The sequence below is a fragment of the Vibrio sp. FF145 genome, assembly GCF_041439075.1.
Lineage (GTDB): Bacteria > Pseudomonadota > Gammaproteobacteria > Enterobacterales > Vibrionaceae > Vibrio > Vibrio tasmaniensis_A.
On sequence record NZ_JBGONH010000060.1, the window covers coordinates 12,171 to 30,657 of the forward strand.

Here is an 18,487-nt window from a genome sequence, read left to right on the forward strand (position 1 = left end):
GAACCATTTGAGCAGAAGGAGGGATGGGTGAAGTGTGAATAGATAAACGTGCAAAGTCAGTGAAGTGTGATTTGCCAATTCATCCACTGTGTTTCAACAGCCATCGGAGAACTTTGTCAAACTATTACAAATTCGTCAAAAACCACCTCTATTTATAATCTTAGGGAATAATCGTACGAATTCCATCTTTGATGCGATTTACATGGCACTTTAACCGTTTGTGTCACATTACCGATAAAGTTAGGCATGGGCGGTTGATTTTTGAAGGGTTTTAAAGGTGGTAAGACCATGTCTGAAGTGCGTGAAATGCGCTGAATGGTTTTTAAAATCGTATTTTTAACAATAATTTCGTCAAAAATATCCAACTTGGTTTTAGAGTGTTTTGGCGTGAGTCCAATAGGCACGGTGGCTGTCAGGGATTAATGACAGCCATACAGCTGCACAAGAAAACTAAGTTGCACAAGAAAGCTATCGTGGCACAGAAAAGTTACATCGGTAGGTTTAAAAACTCATTTTGGTAAAGCTTATTGGCCAAGCTATCGCGAAGTTTAGTTGGAAGGAATTTCATGCGATTGATTTGTCTTACCAACTCTTGTGCAAAGCTAGGTGTTTGTTTCATGTTCATCACACAACCCATAAGGTTGATACTCTGCACATCAAGCAGCTTTTTCGCTTGCTCTAGGTGGTGACTAGAGGTTTCACCATAGGCGACAACCATCAATGTACTATCACAAGCACTCGCGACAGATTGCGCCGGAATGTTGCCTTTGTTTATGTTGAGAAGTGGTGAGGTATCAATGATGACTCTATCGTATTTGTCTAACCATTTGTTCACCACTTTTTGTAACGTTGTCGGATCTTTATAAGCCAATTGCGTTGATGCAATTTGTGGAGCAGGGACACCGATAAACGTACGATGAGACTCGACATGTTCAATTAACTGTCCCTGTTGATTGTCTTCCAACATGTTCAAATCTTTAAAAGCAGGATTGTATAAGTTGAGGTCAACATAAAGCGTAGAATGACCAGCAAGGAGAAAACGTTCTGCTAATGCAGTTGCAATAGAGGTTACCCCGTCACCTGAATGACAGGCAGTCACGCAAATCGATTTCTGTCCGTTAAGTTCAGAAGCTAGATACAGTTGTTCTACTTCTGCTTGGATTGCTGAAATAGTCATTATAAAGCTCCTATTAAGACGATCATTGTTGTTAGACGTAATATGTCTTCTAGACCTACACGAGCTTTTTCCATAAAGCTCTCTCGGCGATCTGGGATGTAGATAGTGTCACCAGCGCGCAGTACTGGTAGGTTATAAATGTTGGCTGTTTTGCTGAATTCAACAAGGTCGAAGGTACGAGCTTGACCTTGGCAACAAGACATATTCACAATGGTAATTTTCTCTACGTAAGCGTTATCAGTAGGGCCCGCCGCCTCTGCCAATATATCTAAAATGGTCATGTTGTCGTTGAACACATAACGTCCTGGGTTGTTAATCGCGCCAAGTACACGAACGGTTTCTTCTTTCGGTGTATCTAACCAGTTTTTACCTTTCTCTGGGATATAAATAGTGTCACCAGTGGTTACATTTGGCAGTAACGATTCGTCACCGGTTTCGAAGTACAACGATAAATTGAGTTTGCTTACTTTAGAGTAGGTTTTATCGCGGTGCGTTACACGCACATTGTGTATATCGGCATCCTTAGTAGGGCCGTCAGCTGCAGACAAAATGTCAAGAAAGTGCATGTCTTTGGTGAAGCGGTAACGACCCGGTGCATTCACTTGTCCAAAAATGTAGATCGAAGCATCAGAGCTTTGACGTACCCATTGAGATTTATTGTCTGACGGATCTTGTGGTAAGTCGTGGACACGGACGATAGAGCCTGCACGAATTTGTGGCATCAGATCTCGTGGCGCCCCATTTCTGATGAAATCATCAAGATTAAACACAACCAACTTTCTACCCGTCACGACTTCAATTTTCGATGTGTCAGCGCGTAGCGTGGGGCCGCCGACGTGTGCCAATAATCCCATGAAGTTCATTTCATCTGACCATTCTATACGACCAGGTCGATTCACCTCACCAATCACGTTAACTGCTCTGTCTGGTGCAATCTTTAACCAAGACTTCTCGTTCATGTCGGTTTTCTCAGGAACAAAGATCGCGTCACCAGCTTTAATATTCGGTGGGTTAGAGTTAGGCAAGCCTTCAGTGTAAGCCGCTAAATCGAATTTAAGTACTCGACCATCCGCTTTGATTACGCGTATTTGACGCGACTCTGCAAATCGAGTTGGGCCGCCAGCATTGGCAAGGATATCCATGAAGGTCGCGTCTCTCTTTCCTTCAAAAGCGCCAGGGGCAGCGACTTCACCCATAACGTAAACCATGTTTGCGCCGGATTTGATCTCTTCCTCTTGCTTCGGCACAAAAATGGTTGCACCTGGGCGTAAGATTGGAAGTAGGCTTTCGTCACCAGAATCCAAATAACGCTTAAGGTTGAACAGCGTAGGTGTATTATTTGAAATTACTCGGATTTGTTCAACACTGGCATAGCGAGTTACCCCGCCTGAACGCATTAATACGTCGACAAGGTCGGTATTCTCTTTGTAAGTGAACGAACCCGGCGCGTTTACCTCACCAAACACTTTAATCGAATTGCGAGAGTCGGCACTGTCACCTGAGTTTGCAAGCTTTGCTGCGTCAAACTCTTGCTCGATGTTACCGACTAATGGGGAAGCTGGAACGAATAATGAATCCAGTGATTGCAGAGTAGGTAGTGTTGATTCATCACCTGAATCAAGGAATCGTTTGTAGTTAAACTCTTTCTTGTCCGCGCCTCGCTTAAGTATCAATTTGTCCAGTTGTGCACCGGGGCGTAATCCACCTGCTGCGTAGAGTGCCATTTGGATACTTGAACCTAACGCCAGTGTGTATTCACCGGGTTGTTCTACATAACCTTGCACGTAGATGATAATTTGCTGCTCTTTTACATATACCGAAGCGTTTGAAAGATCTTTATAAGCGGTAGCCAGTGACTCTAAAACGACTTTGTTAAGTTGCTCGCTGTTATAACCCGCAACAAATACGGCACCCACTTCAGGAAGGGTAATTCGGCCGCGTTTATCCACTTGAAACCCTTTGTTCAACGTACTTTCACCGGGTACGTTGACTTGAATAAGGTCACCGACTTGAACCGCGTCTGAAAACTCTTCGTTAGCATTTACGAGGTTCGAAAGGCATAACGATATGGTGATGATAAAAGCGATCAATAATTTCATAATCCACCTCCCATTTTCTCGGCATTTTTAGGGGAGATAACTTCAATACTCACTCTGCGGTTGGTTAAACGGGTACCGTCTGATTCGCCTTCAAAAAGAGGAACCGTTTCGCCAACAGACACTGCTTTGATTCGCTGAGCACCTAAGCCAAAAATAGTTAGGTAGCGTTCGACTTGTTTAGCACGTCCAAGTGCCAATTCATCGTTATATTCTTCAGTACCCGTGGCATCAGCATGGCCGGTAACAACAAGGTCTAGAGATTTATGTTCTTTCAGTAGCGTCGTTGCCTCGGCAAGTCGTCCCATGTATTTGGGATTGACTTCAGTAGAGTTTTCCGCGAATTGGTTGTCAACATTAAGCAGGTCGTACAACTGTTCGATAACCGACAATTGCATTCTAAATTGGTTTTCATTTTTTGGTGGTTCACACCGTGCTTGTGACGTCACATAGTCCAGTTGGACTTCAAGTTCGTTTAAACGTTTTCTTTGAATGACTAGGTCGTTTGCCGCATCTAGAAGCAGGCCACCTTGTAGTTCGCGAGCGATACGATTTTGCTTTTCTATCGCTTGCACAACAGCAGCGGGGAAGCACCAGCGAGCGCCTTCTTGAACCAAGGCATCAAGATGTAATTTAGCCAGTTGCCAATCAAAACGTAATCCGTGTTCAGGACCAAGAGGTTCGTCTGGCATGACAGGAGAAAAGTCGGAATTTTGGTAGTTAATAGAGTCATAACTTTCAGCCAAGCCGCCAGTGCCTTGTTCAGGGTAGCTAGTACAGCCACCTAGAACTAAAGCAGACAGAGAAAGGGCTATGTAGCTTTTCAGTATTTTCATGCCAACGTCCTATGTTTTTACTTTTTATTATTATGTTTTGTTACTTCTAGCTTAGTGGATCTTCATGAATTTGTAGGATTTTTTGAATTTACTGGGATAGCGTGGCCAATACGTAACAAGTTCATAATTTCAAGAGGCTGACCAGTTACATTTTCAAGTCGCATGTTGCGTTCGCGTTCAGTTAGGCGTTTGAACATGTAGACAATCGCGCCAACACCAGATGAATCTAAAAACTCAACTTGGCTAAAATCGACTTCGATTTCAGGGTGGCCGTCATTTGAGATTACATCGTCAATATCAGTCTGAGCATCACGGCTTCCCGCTGCGTCTAAATCACCGAAGATAGAAAGAGTTAGTGTGGTTGTATTCAAATCAATCTTACGTAGTTCCATAGCGATATCTCCTTTTCAGTATGTATGAACAATTGCACTGAATGTGCCAACTTTTATATTTATATTTTTCAACAACTTAAATCGACTGCTAATCTCTATCTCATATTGAGAAAGTTGGTTTCTCAATATGAGAACTAAAAACGGCGGAACATATGAGAGCCATAAGCCATTAATTTAATGAATGAAAGTAAAGGTTAGATAAGGTTGATGAGTTGATCGCATCTTCTAGCAAAGATTGTCTAACTGTGTGTTAGAGCGCTTAGGATTAAGGGCAGATATTAATACGGAGCAGATGATGAGATTAACCAAATTGGCGATAGCCACTCTATGGGCGTGTTCGCTTTCTTCTCATTCATCCTATTTACCGCCTGATCATCTGGTGCTCGCAAACACATACCAACAAGGCATTGATGTTTCTGAATACTGGAAGAGTGAAAAGCTTGATGGGATTCGTGCTCTTTGGGACGGACAACACCTTTATACTCGAAATGGGAATCGCATTTACTCACCGAAGTGGTTTACAAAAAACTTACCGAAGGTACACCTTGAAGGGGAGCTCTGGGCAGGAAGAGGAAAGTTCCACTTAGTCCAATCTACCGTCCTCGATCACACACCTAGTGATGTTGCGTGGCGCCAAATAGACTTGATGCTGTTTGATATGCCAGGGGCTACTGGCGATTATCAAAAGCGCTATTACAACATATTGCATTGGGTAAGTATGATTGGAGAACCTCATGTCAGCTACATCGAACATGTACCTATTCAAAATGAAGAAGCTCTGTTTTATCAATTAGACAATGTCGATGAACGTAATGGCGAAGGTTTGATGCTCAGAAAGATCACCAGTCGTTATCAAGCAGGTCGAAGCAATGACCTGTTAAAACTAAAAAGGCATCACGATGCCGAAGCCACAGTTATTGGCTACAAAGGCGGGACAGGGAAGTATAAAGGGATGATGGGTTCGATTTTGGTTCACACGGAAGAAGGGGTTGAGTTTTATATCGGAAGCGGGTTCAGTGATCAAATGAGACTTGCGCCGCCTGAGATCGGCAGCCGTATTACCTTTCGCTACAATGGCTTTACTCAAAATGGAAAACCCAAGTTTGCGCGCTTCGTTAGAGAAAAGAGTGAGTATTAATACCAATCAGATTGTTCAGTACAATATAGTCATACACACACAGTAAACGAAAAAGAGCTCTGAATATCAGAGCTCTTTTTCGTATTCAATATCAGGGATACCGGTTGAGTGAGTTAGAACTCAGCGAGAGCTAAATTCTAACTGCACATCGTCGTCTTGTTTGTGCATCCAGTGCAGACGCATACCTAGCATAATAGCTGCAGACGTTAGACCAACAATGAACCCAACCCAGAAACCGTGCGCGCCCATAGGCTCAACAATCCAATCTTTCATTCCTAAAATGTAGCCAATAGGAAGACCAAGCAACCAGTAAGCAACGAAAGTAATGTTGAAGATCGAACGCATGTCTTTGTATCCACGCAAAGCCCCTGCAGCGATAACTTGGATTGCGTCAGTACATTGATAAACTGCAGCGAACAATAGTAATTGCATTGCAACAGTAATTACCGCCGTATTCTCTGTGTACAGTAACGAAACTTGCTCTCTGAATAGTACCGTCAATGTAGCTGTCATTAGGGCTGTGACTAAACCAACAATGATTCCCACGTGTGTCGCGATTTTCGCTCCTTCAGTGTTGTTTTCACCCAACTTATGACCAACACGAATACTCACGGCGGCACCGATACTCATTGGTATCATAAATATCAGTGACGAGAAGTTAATTGCAACCTGGTGTGCGGCGACAACCAAAGACCCAAGAGGGGCAACCAACAGAGAAACAACAGCGAATAGCGTCACCTCAAAGAAGATAGCAGCGGCAACTGGAAAGCCTAGTTTAAACAAACGAATTTGTGCTTTGAGCTGAGGTTTGTGGAACGTACCGAAGATATTGATTTTAGCCAAACGCTTTGATGTTAAAACGTAAGCGAACAGCAGAGCAAACATCACCCAATATACGATAGCCGTTGCAACTCCACAGCCAACACCACCTAGAGCGGGAGCGCCAAGCTTTCCGTATACGAACATCCAGTTAAGCGGGATGTTTAATAGCAAGCCAATAAAACCAATCACCATTGCAGGCTTAGTTAAAGACATACCATCTGTAAAGCTTCTCAATGTTTGGAACAACAAAAATGCAGGGACAGCAAACATCACCGCATTCATATAACCGATGGTTTTTTCTGCCATGAGTTGTTCTATGTCCATCCACTCCAATATCAGTTGTGTCTGAAAAAGTACGCCAATGATAGGAAGGGAGATGACAAGCGCTAAAAACGCACCTTGTTGAATCTCAAATGGAATTTTTACTTGTCTACCAGAACCATGAAGTTGTGCAACGACAGGAACCAACGCCATCAACAGACCCACACCAAATAAGATTGATGGTAGCCAGATACTTGCTGCAATCGAAACCGCCGCCATATCGATAGCACTTACACCACCGGCCATTACGGTATCGACAAAACCCATTCCAGTTTGTGCAACAGATGCGATCAATACTGGGGTCGCAAGTTTGATTAGATTCGCGGATTCTTCTTTGTAACGATGCACAAACAACTCCAAATAAGAGGGAAAATTAGAATAATAGTGTAGGAAAGGACATTCTGAAGGAATCAGAGATAATGATCTTAAGCTTCCACTGGACGAATCATAAAGAAATGTCACAATAACTGCTATGAAAAACTGTTACTAAAATGCTAAATAGGAATCTTATGTTTACAGGTATCGTTCAAGGCATGGCAACACTGGTTGCTATAAATAAAAAAGAGTTGTTTCAGACTCATACCATTGAGCTAAGCGACGAAATGGTTGAGGGATTAGCGATTGGTGCCTCAGTAGCTCATAACGGTTGTTGCTTAACGGTAACGGAAATTTCGGGCAATCAGATTGCTTTTGATTTAATGCAAGCCACATTGCGATTGACGAACTTAGGCCAACTGATTGTTGGTGATAAAGTGAATGTTGAGCGAGCAGCAAAATTTGGTGATGAAATTGGCGGGCATAGTATGTCTGGCCACATTACGTTGATGGCGAACTTAGTGGATGTGATCAAGACTGAAAACAACCGCACGCTTTGGTTTGAGTTGCCACAGGAATCAATGAAGTATGTATTGAGCAAGGGTTATATTGGCGTTGATGGTTGTTCATTGACGATAGGTGAAGTGGAAGAGAACCGATTCTCTGTACACTTGATTCCTGAAACGCTAAATCGCACTTTGTTTGGCAGCCGCGAAGTAGGCGACCAAGTAAATATTGAGTTTGACCCTCAAACACAAGCGATTGTTGATACTGTTGAGCGCGTGCTTGCAAACCAGACGTCGTAGTAGCGGTTCATCAATAACACGCGCCCCAAAAGCGTTGACTAAGTAAAAATCGAAGATGTTAAAAAAGAGCACATTAAGTGCTCTTTTTCTATTTTTGTGCTTTTCTGGGCTAGCTTCAAAATCGAGGTGTAGCTTTAAATCGAGGTGTAGCTTTAAATCGAGGTGTAGAGCCAACTCGACAAGAGAGTAGGTGTTAGAAAACTTGTTCGTCGTCTGCATCAATCGAGAGATGGATTCTGTCTCTCAATTCATCAACCTGCATGTCCAGATGAATTGCATTGCAACATGCAGGGCAATCGTCGTAAAAATCTTGGCTCCCATTAGAAGCATCCAGCGTTATGCTAATTGCATGACCACAATGGGGGCAAGAAACATGTTTCTCTGTGTATTTATGCATGGCGAATTCTCCTCACTGTAACTTGCACTAATCGTAGTAGCTTGTATGGGGCGTAACAAATAGCGATATCGAACGTTGCACTTATATCGATCGCAGTAGCTAGCTGTGATTGGTGTTAAACGGCCTGTATCTTCTGAATACACGCCTCAGTTTGTGCTAAATACTCGCCGCCAAATTGATTGCAGTGGTTGAGAAGATGGTACAAATTATAAATGTCTTTCCGATCAGTATAGCCAACGTCGAGTGGATTGATGCTCTGGTAACCTTCATAAAACTCTTTTGAAAACCCTTCAAACAGTTCAGTTAGCGCTAAATCACATTCATGATCGCCCCAATAACAAGCGGGATCGTAACAGATTGGCCCAAAGGCTGAGTTAGCAACATTACCGTTCCAAAGATCGCCATGAAGCAAAGAAGGGCGAGGGTTGTGGCCTGCAAGACGCATATTCACTACATCAACAATGTCATCGATATCGCCGAATTCGATGCCTTTTTCTTTTAACAATTGCAGTTGGAAGCCAATGCGTTGCTCAGAGAAAAAACGCCCCCATTTCTTATGCCAAGGGTTGGGTTGAAGGGTGCTACCAATATAATTGTCTTGGTCACAACCAAACTCTTTCTGTTCACCCCATTGATGCAATTGAGCAAGTTGAACGCCAAAGTCATAGCTATTATTGCTTGTTTCAAGCGGCTTGGTCGGCAAGTAATTAAGGATAATGAACGAGCATTCTTTGGTTTTACCAATCAGTACCAACTCAGGAACATAAACGGTAGAAGTCTCTCTTAACAAGCGTAAATTCTCAGCTTCAATTTCAAACTTAGGTAAAAATTCTCGCTGGTTCACTTTTACAAAGTAACGTTCATTACCATCGCTGATCATATAGCAATCGTTAATGTCGCCACCAGAAACCTTGGTGCGCTCAGTAATCTGAAAGTTAAATAGAAGAGTATCTGAAAGTTGTTGAGAAATGGCCTGCCACATAGGAAATCCTCAAAGACTGAAAGTTAAAAAGATTGAAGGTTAGAAATACTGTTTGTTTAATAGCAATAGTTTAGGATAAATCTGAGCAATTTATAGACGCACTCGTCAATGTTCTTGGCTCTTCTTCAACTAATGTAGAATCAATTGGCTGATTTGTGAACTCGAACTGATTCAAGCCCTTTGAAATCAAAACAGAAATTGAGAATGATATAAGGAAATAGCTTGGAACTAATCTCACGGCATGATGATTTTCATACAATAGAATCGCAGAAATAGGTTGAGATTATTTTTCACTATATTTTAGGTGTGTTTGGTGAAGTTAGGGTGTTTTGATTGAAATTTAAGCTTAAATGCTAACTCGGATCACTTTAATACAGTTTTTAGTAATAAAGAGATGACAAACAGACTCATATACATAGTATTAGGCAGGTACATATTAATCTGCTCTTGAGCTTAAACGGAGATTTATTGTGGTTGTAGAAACCGATGGCTATTTAGCTTTGATCGAACACTTATCATTTAACCTAGATGTCTTTACTAATAGTAATGGCGATACAGGTAATGAAAGTGTCGAAGACATCATCACTGACATGATATCAACAAATATCATGGCTATTTTCGAGCAAAACCCTGAGTTACATTCAAGCGTTCGTTTTCAACTATTGAAAGAAGCGGATTCAGTGGTGGCTGATTTAGGTGAAGTGTTAGCTGGTGTATGGTCAAAAAAAGCGACTAACGAACAAATTGTATTCTTAGATGAATACATCGCATTAGTGAAGAATCTGTTTGATACTGCGGTCGCTCAATACGACTAATTAGCTTCTAGTACATTTACTAGGCTAAACAGCGATAGGCGTTTAAATAGTACCTTCAAAGCAACTGTGTTATCAGTTAATCTTTTAATCACTATAAACGCCTAAAATGCCAAAACTTAGAGGCCCAATAAGGGTTATCCAATCTCGATATAATGACACCTTTCGATGTCGAAGCATGTAGGAATTGATTGTTTCCTAAATATACACCGACGTGTCGTACCGTCATCGATGTTTTGAAAAACACCAAGTCACCACTTATTGCCTGTCCATATGCTATTTCCTTTCCCTTTTTAACTTGATCTTTTGTGGTTCTCGGTAAGGCTTGCTGGGTCGCAGTTTGCACTGCGATCTGAACGAAAGCAGAGCAATCTACGCCTCTAAATGAAGTCCCACCGAAATGATATGGCACACCTTTCCACTGTTCATACACACTCATATACGCATTGGTCGTTGATTGCTCTAACTTTGACAGTGGCTTGTGTGCTGTTTGACTAAGCTGAGAAGGAGATGGCGTCGAGCTACAAGCAGCCAATATTGCTAAAGTTATTGTAACTACAGCCATTTTTCTGAATTTCATATGTAACTCTTCTGACAAAAAACTGAAATATAAACGTCATCAAGGACTTCTAGTATACGAACTAACTTAAGGATATCTTTTTTCGTAGTCAAACTGGATTTCACATGCCCGACACAAATTTATCAATAAAACCTTCACGTTATACATTCTCGCTCATTCAAACCGTCACCGCTGTATTTATTTCCATTCTTTTGCTCGTCATCTTTTTATCTTTGGTCAGTCTCCGAGGCGTCGATCGGGTCGGGGGCCATTTTGAAGCACTTTCGGAACAAGCATTACCTCTTGCATTAAACAACGCCGAATTAACACAAAGCGTGTTGGAGCAGGTAAAACTTCTTACTTATAGCACCCAATCAACCAACCTAAATACGCTTAACACAACAGGCAACTCGATCGACGTGTTAGTTGCCGAAAGTAACCAAACGCTAGAAGAACTCCTCTTCATATCCCAATCTTTTCCTGACGCCATTTCCGTTGAACAAAAACAAGACTTAACCGAGAACATGGCGACCTTACAATTGATGACTAGCCAAGTGTTGTCGTCTCAAATTGAAATTCAGAATAAGCAAAACCTCATCGATGGCCAAGTCACTGAGTTTCGCTATGGTGTGAGTTCCATCGGACCCGAAATGAACCGTATCAGTTCTTTCCTTGTACAGAACAACCCAGAGGCTTCCGATGCGGCTAACCGATTCACAGCGAGTGCTTCTGCAATGGCGAACACCTTCCTAATGTTGATGATGCAATCAGACTTAGAAAAAGCGCAAGACGAATACAGAGAGCTTCGAAATCGAATTGCAGGCATTAACCTCGCGTATGATGACTTTTCTGAATGGCATCCAGACATCGTAGAGTTCGCAAGCTTAACAGCGCCTTATGAGATGGTTAAATCTGGCTTTGCAGATAACGGTGTATTAAGACAAATCCTGCAAAAGCTAGAACTTGTTGAGCAACAAGAAGCCGACTTAGCAAAAGTCATCCATCTAGCCAACACCGTGATAGGGACCTTAAATCAACTATCGAACACCGCTTCCATTTTAATTGATGAAAGCGAGTTTGTGGTCAATCAGACAATTGCGACGATAGACAAAGTACTATTTATTAGTGGATTAGTGATAACGGCCATCATTTCTATTTCATGGTTGGTGTTACGTCGCTGGGTGAACAAAGGACTCAGAAACATTACTCAACAAATGAGCTTACTCGCGGAACACGAAACTGTGAAACGCTTTATCAAACAGCGGAAGTCAGTCACGATGCCGCAGAGCAAACTAACTCAAGCTTACACGAGCAAAATGAATCACTTCAGAACATGATTACCACCATTACAGAGCTTGAAGCATCTATTGGTGAAATTGCACGTATTTCTAACGCCTCGAATGATGACGCCCAGCTTGCTGAAAGTGAGTCAGTAACAGGGAGTCAAGTTGTTGGACTTAACCAGCAGCGACTGCATGCACTAGAACACTCTCTAAGCATGAATGAAGAATCGATGGCCGACTTAGACGGGCGTGTTAAACAGATTCGCGAAATGGTCGACATGATCAGCGGCATTGCTGACAACACTAACTTACTCGCATTGAATGCTGCAATAGAAGCAGCTCGAGCAGGAGATCAAGGCCGAGGCTTTGCAGTGGTCGCCGATGAAGTAAGAAAACTAGCCAGCGATACTTCCCAGCAAACCACTAATATTCGAAATATGATGAATGAATTGGTAGCAGCAGCTGATCGCTCACGGGCGTCTGTAACAGAGTCGAGAAACGAAATGGCGAATGCACTGGAAACCAGTGGAGATGTGAAACAAGCGTTTGAAAAAATCGAGGTAGCGGTTACCCAGATTAAAGGACGTGTTGAACAAATCATGGTGGCGACTGAGCAACAGGCACGTGCAACGGTGGATGTGACACATTCGATCACTCGTGTTTCTGAACAAGGCGAGAATACTAAGTTACAGCTTGAATCCATGATCGAGAGTTCAGAGCAAGTCGGAGAGATAGCAGGGCACCAACAAGCTATGCTTCATAAATACGTGTTGAAATAAACGAGCGTGCTGAGTTAAGCCTGACAGCATAATAGTTGAAGCACTAAGTACGCTTAAATTCCTATTGATACAGAAACGCCCTTAAGTTTTCACAAGAATCTAAGGGCGTTTTGCTTTGGTATTAAGCTTGGTTTGTTATGGAGACGGGTTTGTTATGGAGACGGGTTTGTTATTAAGATAGGTTTGATCTCAATATAAACTGAGACTCAACTGAATTCGAACCTAGTCTTTCGTTGTCGGGAATCGTACAAATGGCTGCCGTAGCATTAAGTCTAACCGTTGCTCTTTACCATCTTGAATCTCTGGAACGCCAATCTTAACGTTATCATGGCCAAGCTTAGGTTGAGCACGATAAGTTTTGAACCAGATATCCCACACCGATAAGAAGAAACCAAAGTTTGAGTGTGTTTCTTTAACAATGACTGAGTGATGGACGCGATGCATGTCTGGCGTAACGATCGCTTTTCTTAATCGTTTATCAAACCACAACGGAAGGCGAGCATTACTGTGGTTAAACATCGCACTGGCGTTAAGAACAATTTCAAAGATGACAACAGCGATGACAGGTACACCAAGCGCGACCACTAAGCTCACTTTAATCAGCATTGAAAGAATCATTTCTATTGGGTGAAAGCGGGTGCCCGTTGTGACATCGATATCGAGATCAGCGTGATGAACTCGGTGTAGCTTCCAAAGCCAAGGAACGCGATGAAACACCAAGTGCTGTAAGTAAATAGCGAAATCCAACAACAATACACAAACCACAATGCTAAGTTCTTTGGGAAGTGACAGGGTATTAAACAAACCCCATTGGTTATCTTGTGCGATAACTGCCGCTTGGAACGCCGCGATTGGAATTAGAGTGGCTAATAGAAAGCTGTTCAAAGCAACCAACGCAAAGTTATTACCCCAACGAAACCATTTACTTTGAGTCAGTGTTTTCCGGGGAAAGCGGTACTCCCAAAGCGCACATAATCCAAAAACGACAATAAAACAAACAAGGCGGAGCAGGGATGGGTCTTGCATGGGTATTCCTTCTATCATTCTAAGGACACTGTAAGTACAATCGTGCCACTTTTCTAGATTTATCGTTATTGTCCATGAGAATCCACGCTTTTCACCGTTTATATCAACATCGTTTATCCATTGCTACTAAGCCGTTTAATGCGCGCGGGTGTAAAGTAGTGCGATGTGAGTTCTGTAAAATAAAACAAGACAGCTGTATCTGTGAACATCAACCAGACGTAAGTACGAACGTCGCGACCATGTTGATCTTGTCAGATAACGAAATATTGAAACCAAGTAATACAGGTCGATTGATTCTCGATACAGTAAAAGACAGTTACGCTTACTTATGGCATCGCACAGAGCCGAATCAGGAAATGTTGGATGTCTTAAAAGATGACAATTATCAACCTGTCGTAGTGTTCCCCGAAGAATATACCGATGACAAATCGCGCATGGTTCAAAACCTGCCACAAATGCGTGACCCAAACAAAACACTACTGCTGATCTTTATTGATGGTAGCTGGCGCGAGGCACGTCGAATTTTTCGTCGCTCAGAATATCTGCAAGATTTACCAGTGTTATCGATTGAGCCTGAGTCAGTTTCTCAATACATGATGCGCAAGTCAGACAACGAACAACACCTTTCGACAGCAGAAGTGGCGAGCTTGGTTTTGAAACAGGCTGGTGAAGAGCAGGGTGCCAAGACTTTACAGCTATGGTTTGAGACATTTCGGGAAAGTTACATGTTAAGTAAGACACGTTATAAGTCGGATCCAACCAAACCGAGCCTGAATGCTTTCATAGATCATACTAAAAGTGAGAAGTCACTCTAACCTTTAACCGCTTTGTGCTGACTTGTTGTTCAAACAAACTCAAACACGGGATAAGTTTGTCATCTATCACGGTTTGTAGGGGGAGTGTTATGGATAATGCTCTTTAGTTGTTTATTTACAAAAATTTATTTGCCCGAATTTAGGGAAAAATTGGAGAGATTTCATGTATTATGGCTTCGATGTTGGCGGCACAAAGATTGAGTTTGGTGCGTTCAATGAAAAACTTGAGCGAGTAGCGACAGAACGCGTACCGACGCCCACTGAAGATTATCAACTGCTACTTGATACAATTGCTGGTTTGGTAAAGAAGTACGACAACGAATTTTCTTGCGAAGGCAAAATTGGTCTTGGTCTTCCTGGGATGGAAGATGCTGACGACGGCACTATGCTGGTTGTTAACGTACCAGCTTCAACGGGGAAACCACTACGCAAAGACTTAGAAGCGCTTATTGGTCGTAGTGTGAAAATTGAAAATGATGCAAACTGTTTTGCGCTTTCAGAAGCGTGGGATGATGAACTTAAAGACGAACCATCAGTAGCAGGCCTAATTCTAGGTACTGGCTTCGGTGGGGGTTTAGTTTATGAAGGTAAAGTGTTCTCTGGTCGTAATCACGTTGCTGGTGAATTAGGTCACATGCGCCTTCCTCTAGATGCATGGTTCCACCTTGGCGACAACGCACCGCTACTGGGTTGTGGTTGTGGCAAGAAAGGTTGTTTAGACAGTTACTTATCGGGTCGCGGCTTCGAACTGATTTATGAGCACTACTTCGGTGAGAAGAAGAAAGCGATCGAGATCATTCAAGCATACAACGAAGGCGAATCAAAAGCCGCTGAGCACGTAGATCGCTTTATGGAGCTATTGGCTATCTGTTTTGCAAACCTGTTTACGGGTCTTGACCCACACGTAGTTGCACTGGGTGGCGGACTTTCAAACTTCGAACTTATCTACGAAGAGATGCCAAAGCGTATCCCTAAATACCTATTGTCTGTAGCGAAGTGTCCGAAAATCATCAAAGCGAAACACGGTGATTCAGGCGGCGTTCGTGGCGCTGCATTCCTTAACATTAAGTAATCGTTACTTACCGTTAAGCTAGCTAAGGTTAGATAGTTAAAAAAAACAAATAAAAATGCCGCAATCTCGAAAGAGGTTGCGGCATTTTTTATTGTTCAGTGTTTTCGTTTCTTCAGCTCTTAGCTCTAATTACAAACGAAAAGCTAGAAGCTACAAAGCTACATATCAAGAAAAAGAGCCAGAGGGCTTACTTCTTCTTTTTACCAACACCAAGGTTGTCTTTTTGCTTCAATGTAAGCTTAGTAAAACCAAGCTTACGGAAATAGTTGTCTTGGTAGTTACGAACCGCTTTAGTATCAGAAATGAACTCAAGCTGCTGCTCAGTTTTTAGATACTCAGTGATGTCGATACCTTCAGCGGCTGCAACAGCTTCTTGGATCGTGCGGTGTTCTTGTTTCGAAAACAATAACTCTTTGTCTTCATCTTTATAAGTGTACAGAATGGTACGAGCCATGGTGCTCTCCAATATAATTATTACTTTGCGCGCACTCTACATAAAAACAGTACGCCACTCAAGATAATGATAGGAAATTACCACTTATTAGCCTCATGAATGGAATGTGTAATAAGCATTTTGTGGTATACTATTCGTTATTTTTTAATCTGGCTGACTTAAACGGAACTTATGAGCAATACGCTTTACCCAAAGATCATGGGAATTATAACGCGAATCCAGAACTACCCTGGAATCAAAGGATTAAAAGAAGTCGAAGACAGAATAACGAGTCTATGCGAAGCTAATAATCAACCGATCCCGGATTCAATCGCGCTTTTCCTTAAAGGTTTCACAAGCTATCGGCACGATAACCTTTCTGACGCTGCTGAGCATTATAAAGCCTGCCTAAACGTCATTGCTCCTGAAGAAATTCAACTATATGTATTTGTCATCGGGTTACTTGCGTCTACCCACAACATTCGTGGTGATTATCAATCAGCGTATGCTTGTTACTCAGAAACACTAGAAAACTTACACCTAGTTGATGACAATTTTAAGTCACTTATATTCTGTAATCTAAGTGACTTGCACTTAAGCTTAGAAAAATACGAACAAGCGAAGCAATATGCTCGTAAAGCCATTATTTCATCTCAAAATGCGAATCGCCTGTTAGATTGTGCTGTCAGCCATTTAAACCTAGCCTATAGCTGTGCACATACAAATGAGTTTGAGCAAGCGGTTAGCGCCATTATGGAAGCGAAAAGAATAGGCACCTCGCTTTCTAGTCACAGGACGATAGCGCTCTGTCATAGTTACCTAGGGCAAACGATGCTCTTGTGGGGAGGGTTCGATGATAGTGATGTATTAGATGCGTTTTATCAGGCAGAAGAGCACTTCAAAAAATCGAGAGATGAGCATAATCGAAAAGAAAATTTGGTTTACTGGTTTCAATTCTTAGAAGGCATTGGAGAGCGAGAACAAGCAAAAGTAGGGTGCGCTTTTCTCGAACAGAATTTTGATCTAAAGAGTAGTTACCGTTCTTATGCTATCTATGCCCAAACTAAGGCGAAGCTCTTTCGAGATGAAGAGGATTGGTCTGGTTTAGCGGCACTTCAAACTCAGCATGTGGATCTTTTAGAAAAACACATGAGAAGTTATGAGCGCGAACAGAGCGAACGTATTCTAGAAGGGGTAGGTACCATTCAGAGTAAGAAGCAAAATGACGTTCTTACTCAAATGCAAAAATATATGGGTGCGCTCACTGATATTGGTCAATTCATAGCAACCGCTGCAGATTTAGAAAGCGTACTGCCTGAGATACTCCATAAGATAAATATGATTCTACCAACATCTGAGTTTGGGATTGCTATGTATGACGATAAATCAGACATACTCGACTACCGCTATTTTGTTGATACTCAAGGATTAATACCGAACCTAAAAGTAGTTTGCCAAGACAACCAAACCATTGGTACGTATGTGATTCGCAAGCGAGCTACCGTTCATTTTAATAGCGCGACAGATGCGGCTCTAGAACCCTATATCGGTAAAACCACACAAGACGATAATTTCGTTACGTTTCGTGGCGAGCTTGATACTAACTCAATGATTCTAACGCCAATCATCCTTAATGAAAAATTAATCGGCTTTCTGTCAGTTCAGCATCATCTACCAAACCAATATCAGGAACACCATTGTCAGCTTATAGAACATTTAGCTAGTTTTATTGCCGTGTCGCTAGAAAATCAAAAGCAACGACAGCGTTTAGAAAGTGCGAATCAAACACTCGAAATCTTGAGTACTACTGACCCACTAACAGGTCTAGCTAATAGATATCAATTAGATAACATCACGCCAGTCTTAATACATAACGCTTACTACCAAAAACAATCTCTAGCGGTCCTTATGATCGATGTTGACGAGTATAAAGCTTATAACGATTTTCATGGGCATTTAGAGGGCGACGAAGCGCTTCGTATTATCAGTCGCTTACTTAAAAAAACATTCACAACCAAGAATGACTACCTTTTCAGATATGGCGGTGATGAGTTCATGGCGATTTGCTTCGGACAGAGTAGTAGTGATATTGAAAATAAGGTTGTCACTCTGCGAAAGATGTTAAATGAAGTCAAATTAGCAAACCCTAAAGCTCTCTATGCGGAACAATTAACACTCTCTATTGGTGGGGTTAACGTCGACTTAGCCAGTGACAATGTGGATCGAAACTTTAAAATGATTTGTGATATTGCAGACAAACAGCTCTATCAAATCAAAGAAAATGGCCGTAACAACTATAATTTGGTCGATTGCAGATTACTTAAAGTCGAGCTTGTTTAGTTCAACTCTGTATACACCCCCCCATAAAAAGAAAGGTTCATCGCGGCTTTCCGGGGAAAGCCGCTTTTATCTTCAAGAAGAAGTAG

Annotated in this window: 16 protein-coding genes and 1 pseudogene; 7 read left to right on the forward strand and 10 right to left on the reverse strand. The window is 42.1% G+C overall.

Going from position 1 to position 18,487, the window contains the following annotated elements:
* Nucleotides 1-487 precede the first annotated feature (487 nt).
* From ACED42_RS18690 to ACED42_RS18705, 4 genes are all read right to left on the reverse strand, one after another.
* The gene (locus ACED42_RS18690; protein WP_371703719.1) at nt 488-1,177 is read right to left on the reverse strand and encodes a chromosome partitioning protein ParA; all 690 of its coding nucleotides are present in this window, start codon (nt 1,175-1,177) and stop codon (nt 488-490) included.
* A complete protein-coding gene (locus ACED42_RS18695; protein WP_371703721.1) occupies nt 1,177-3,276 on the reverse strand; it encodes an SLBB domain-containing protein in 2,100 nt (699 codons plus the stop codon). The genes ACED42_RS18690 and ACED42_RS18695 overlap by 1 nt, the downstream gene beginning before the upstream one ends.
* A complete protein-coding gene (locus ACED42_RS18700; protein WP_371703723.1) occupies nt 3,273-4,109 on the reverse strand; it encodes an OmpA family protein in 837 nt (278 codons plus the stop codon). Before ACED42_RS18700 ends, ACED42_RS18695 begins: the two co-directional genes overlap by 4 nt.
* A gap of 62 nt (nt 4,110-4,171) precedes the next feature.
* Nucleotides 4,172-4,501, reverse strand: coding sequence for an STAS domain-containing protein (locus ACED42_RS18705; RefSeq protein ID WP_004733793.1), 330 nt, complete (start codon nt 4,499-4,501; stop codon nt 4,172-4,174).
* 295 nt (nt 4,502-4,796) lie between these two features.
* Between ACED42_RS18705 and ACED42_RS18710 the strand changes: the two genes are divergently transcribed.
* A complete protein-coding gene (locus tag ACED42_RS18710; RefSeq protein ID WP_009846756.1) occupies nt 4,797-5,639 on the forward strand; it encodes a DNA ligase in 843 nt (280 codons plus the stop codon).
* A gap of 120 nt (nt 5,640-5,759) precedes the next feature.
* On the opposite strand, the gene ACED42_RS18715 is transcribed toward ACED42_RS18710, so the two are convergent.
* Entirely contained in the window at nt 5,760-7,130 is a 1,371-nt protein-coding gene (locus tag ACED42_RS18715; protein WP_371703725.1) for an MATE family efflux transporter, read from the reverse strand.
* A gap of 161 nt (nt 7,131-7,291) precedes the next feature.
* Here ACED42_RS18715 and ACED42_RS18720 point away from each other — a divergent pair, with 161 nt between their 5' ends.
* Nucleotides 7,292-7,903 carry a riboflavin synthase subunit alpha gene (locus ACED42_RS18720; RefSeq protein WP_371703726.1) on the forward strand — a complete coding sequence of 204 codons (612 nt, stop codon included), beginning with the start codon at nt 7,292-7,294 and terminating at the stop codon, nt 7,901-7,903.
* A 193-nt stretch (nt 7,904-8,096) separates the two neighbouring features.
* On the opposite strand, the gene ACED42_RS18725 is transcribed toward ACED42_RS18720, so the two are convergent.
* Nucleotides 8,097-8,300: a CPXCG motif-containing cysteine-rich protein gene (locus ACED42_RS18725; protein ID WP_012603956.1), complete on the reverse strand. Its 204-nt coding sequence runs from the start codon at nt 8,298-8,300 to the stop codon at nt 8,097-8,099.
* Between the two features lie 115 nt (nt 8,301-8,415).
* On the reverse strand, nt 8,416-9,282 hold the full coding sequence (locus ACED42_RS18730) for a fructosamine kinase family protein (RefSeq protein ID WP_017100330.1): 867 nt from the start codon (nt 9,280-9,282) through the stop codon (nt 8,416-8,418).
* 470 nt (nt 9,283-9,752) lie between these two features.
* Between ACED42_RS18730 and ACED42_RS18735 the strand changes: the two genes are divergently transcribed.
* Nucleotides 9,753-10,097, forward strand: a complete 345-nt coding sequence (locus tag ACED42_RS18735; RefSeq protein ID WP_009846752.1) for a DUF3802 family protein — start codon at nt 9,753-9,755, stop codon at nt 10,095-10,097.
* A gap of 91 nt (nt 10,098-10,188) precedes the next feature.
* Here the strand turns inward: ACED42_RS18735 and ACED42_RS18740 are convergent, their stop codons facing one another.
* Nucleotides 10,189-10,674, reverse strand: a complete 486-nt coding sequence (locus ACED42_RS18740) for a C40 family peptidase (RefSeq protein WP_012603954.1) — start codon at nt 10,672-10,674, stop codon at nt 10,189-10,191.
* 104 nt (nt 10,675-10,778) lie between these two features.
* Between ACED42_RS18740 and ACED42_RS18745 the strand changes: the two are divergent.
* Nucleotides 10,779-12,715, forward strand: a pseudogene (locus ACED42_RS18745) (methyl-accepting chemotaxis protein).
* Nucleotides 12,716-12,937: 222 nt separating this feature from the next.
* Here ACED42_RS18745 and ACED42_RS18750 read toward each other — a convergent pair.
* Nucleotides 12,938-13,741: a sterol desaturase family protein gene (locus ACED42_RS18750; RefSeq protein WP_371703728.1), complete on the reverse strand. Its 804-nt coding sequence runs from the start codon at nt 13,739-13,741 to the stop codon at nt 12,938-12,940.
* Nucleotides 13,742-13,809: 68 nt separating this feature from the next.
* Here ACED42_RS18750 and ACED42_RS18755 point away from each other — a divergent pair, with 68 nt between their 5' ends.
* Together ACED42_RS18755 and nagK are read left to right on the forward strand one after the other, a co-directional pair.
* The gene (locus ACED42_RS18755; protein ID WP_371703729.1) at nt 13,810-14,556 is read left to right on the forward strand and encodes a tRNA-uridine aminocarboxypropyltransferase; all 747 of its coding nucleotides are present in this window, start codon (nt 13,810-13,812) and stop codon (nt 14,554-14,556) included.
* Between the two features lie 163 nt (nt 14,557-14,719).
* Nucleotides 14,720-15,628 carry an N-acetylglucosamine kinase gene (gene nagK, locus ACED42_RS18760; RefSeq protein WP_012603950.1) on the forward strand — a complete coding sequence of 303 codons (909 nt, stop codon included), beginning with the start codon at nt 14,720-14,722 and terminating at the stop codon, nt 15,626-15,628.
* 187 nt (nt 15,629-15,815) lie between these two features.
* On the opposite strand, the gene ACED42_RS18765 is transcribed toward nagK, so the two are convergent.
* A complete protein-coding gene (locus tag ACED42_RS18765) occupies nt 15,816-16,082 on the reverse strand; it encodes a DUF2960 family protein (protein ID WP_004733780.1) in 267 nt (88 codons plus the stop codon).
* A 171-nt stretch (nt 16,083-16,253) separates the two neighbouring features.
* On the opposite strand from ACED42_RS18765, the gene ACED42_RS18770 reads away from it, so the two are divergent.
* The gene (locus ACED42_RS18770; protein ID WP_371703730.1) at nt 16,254-18,401 is read left to right on the forward strand and encodes a diguanylate cyclase; all 2,148 of its coding nucleotides are present in this window, start codon (nt 16,254-16,256) and stop codon (nt 18,399-18,401) included.
* Nucleotides 18,402-18,487: the final 86 nt, after the last annotated feature.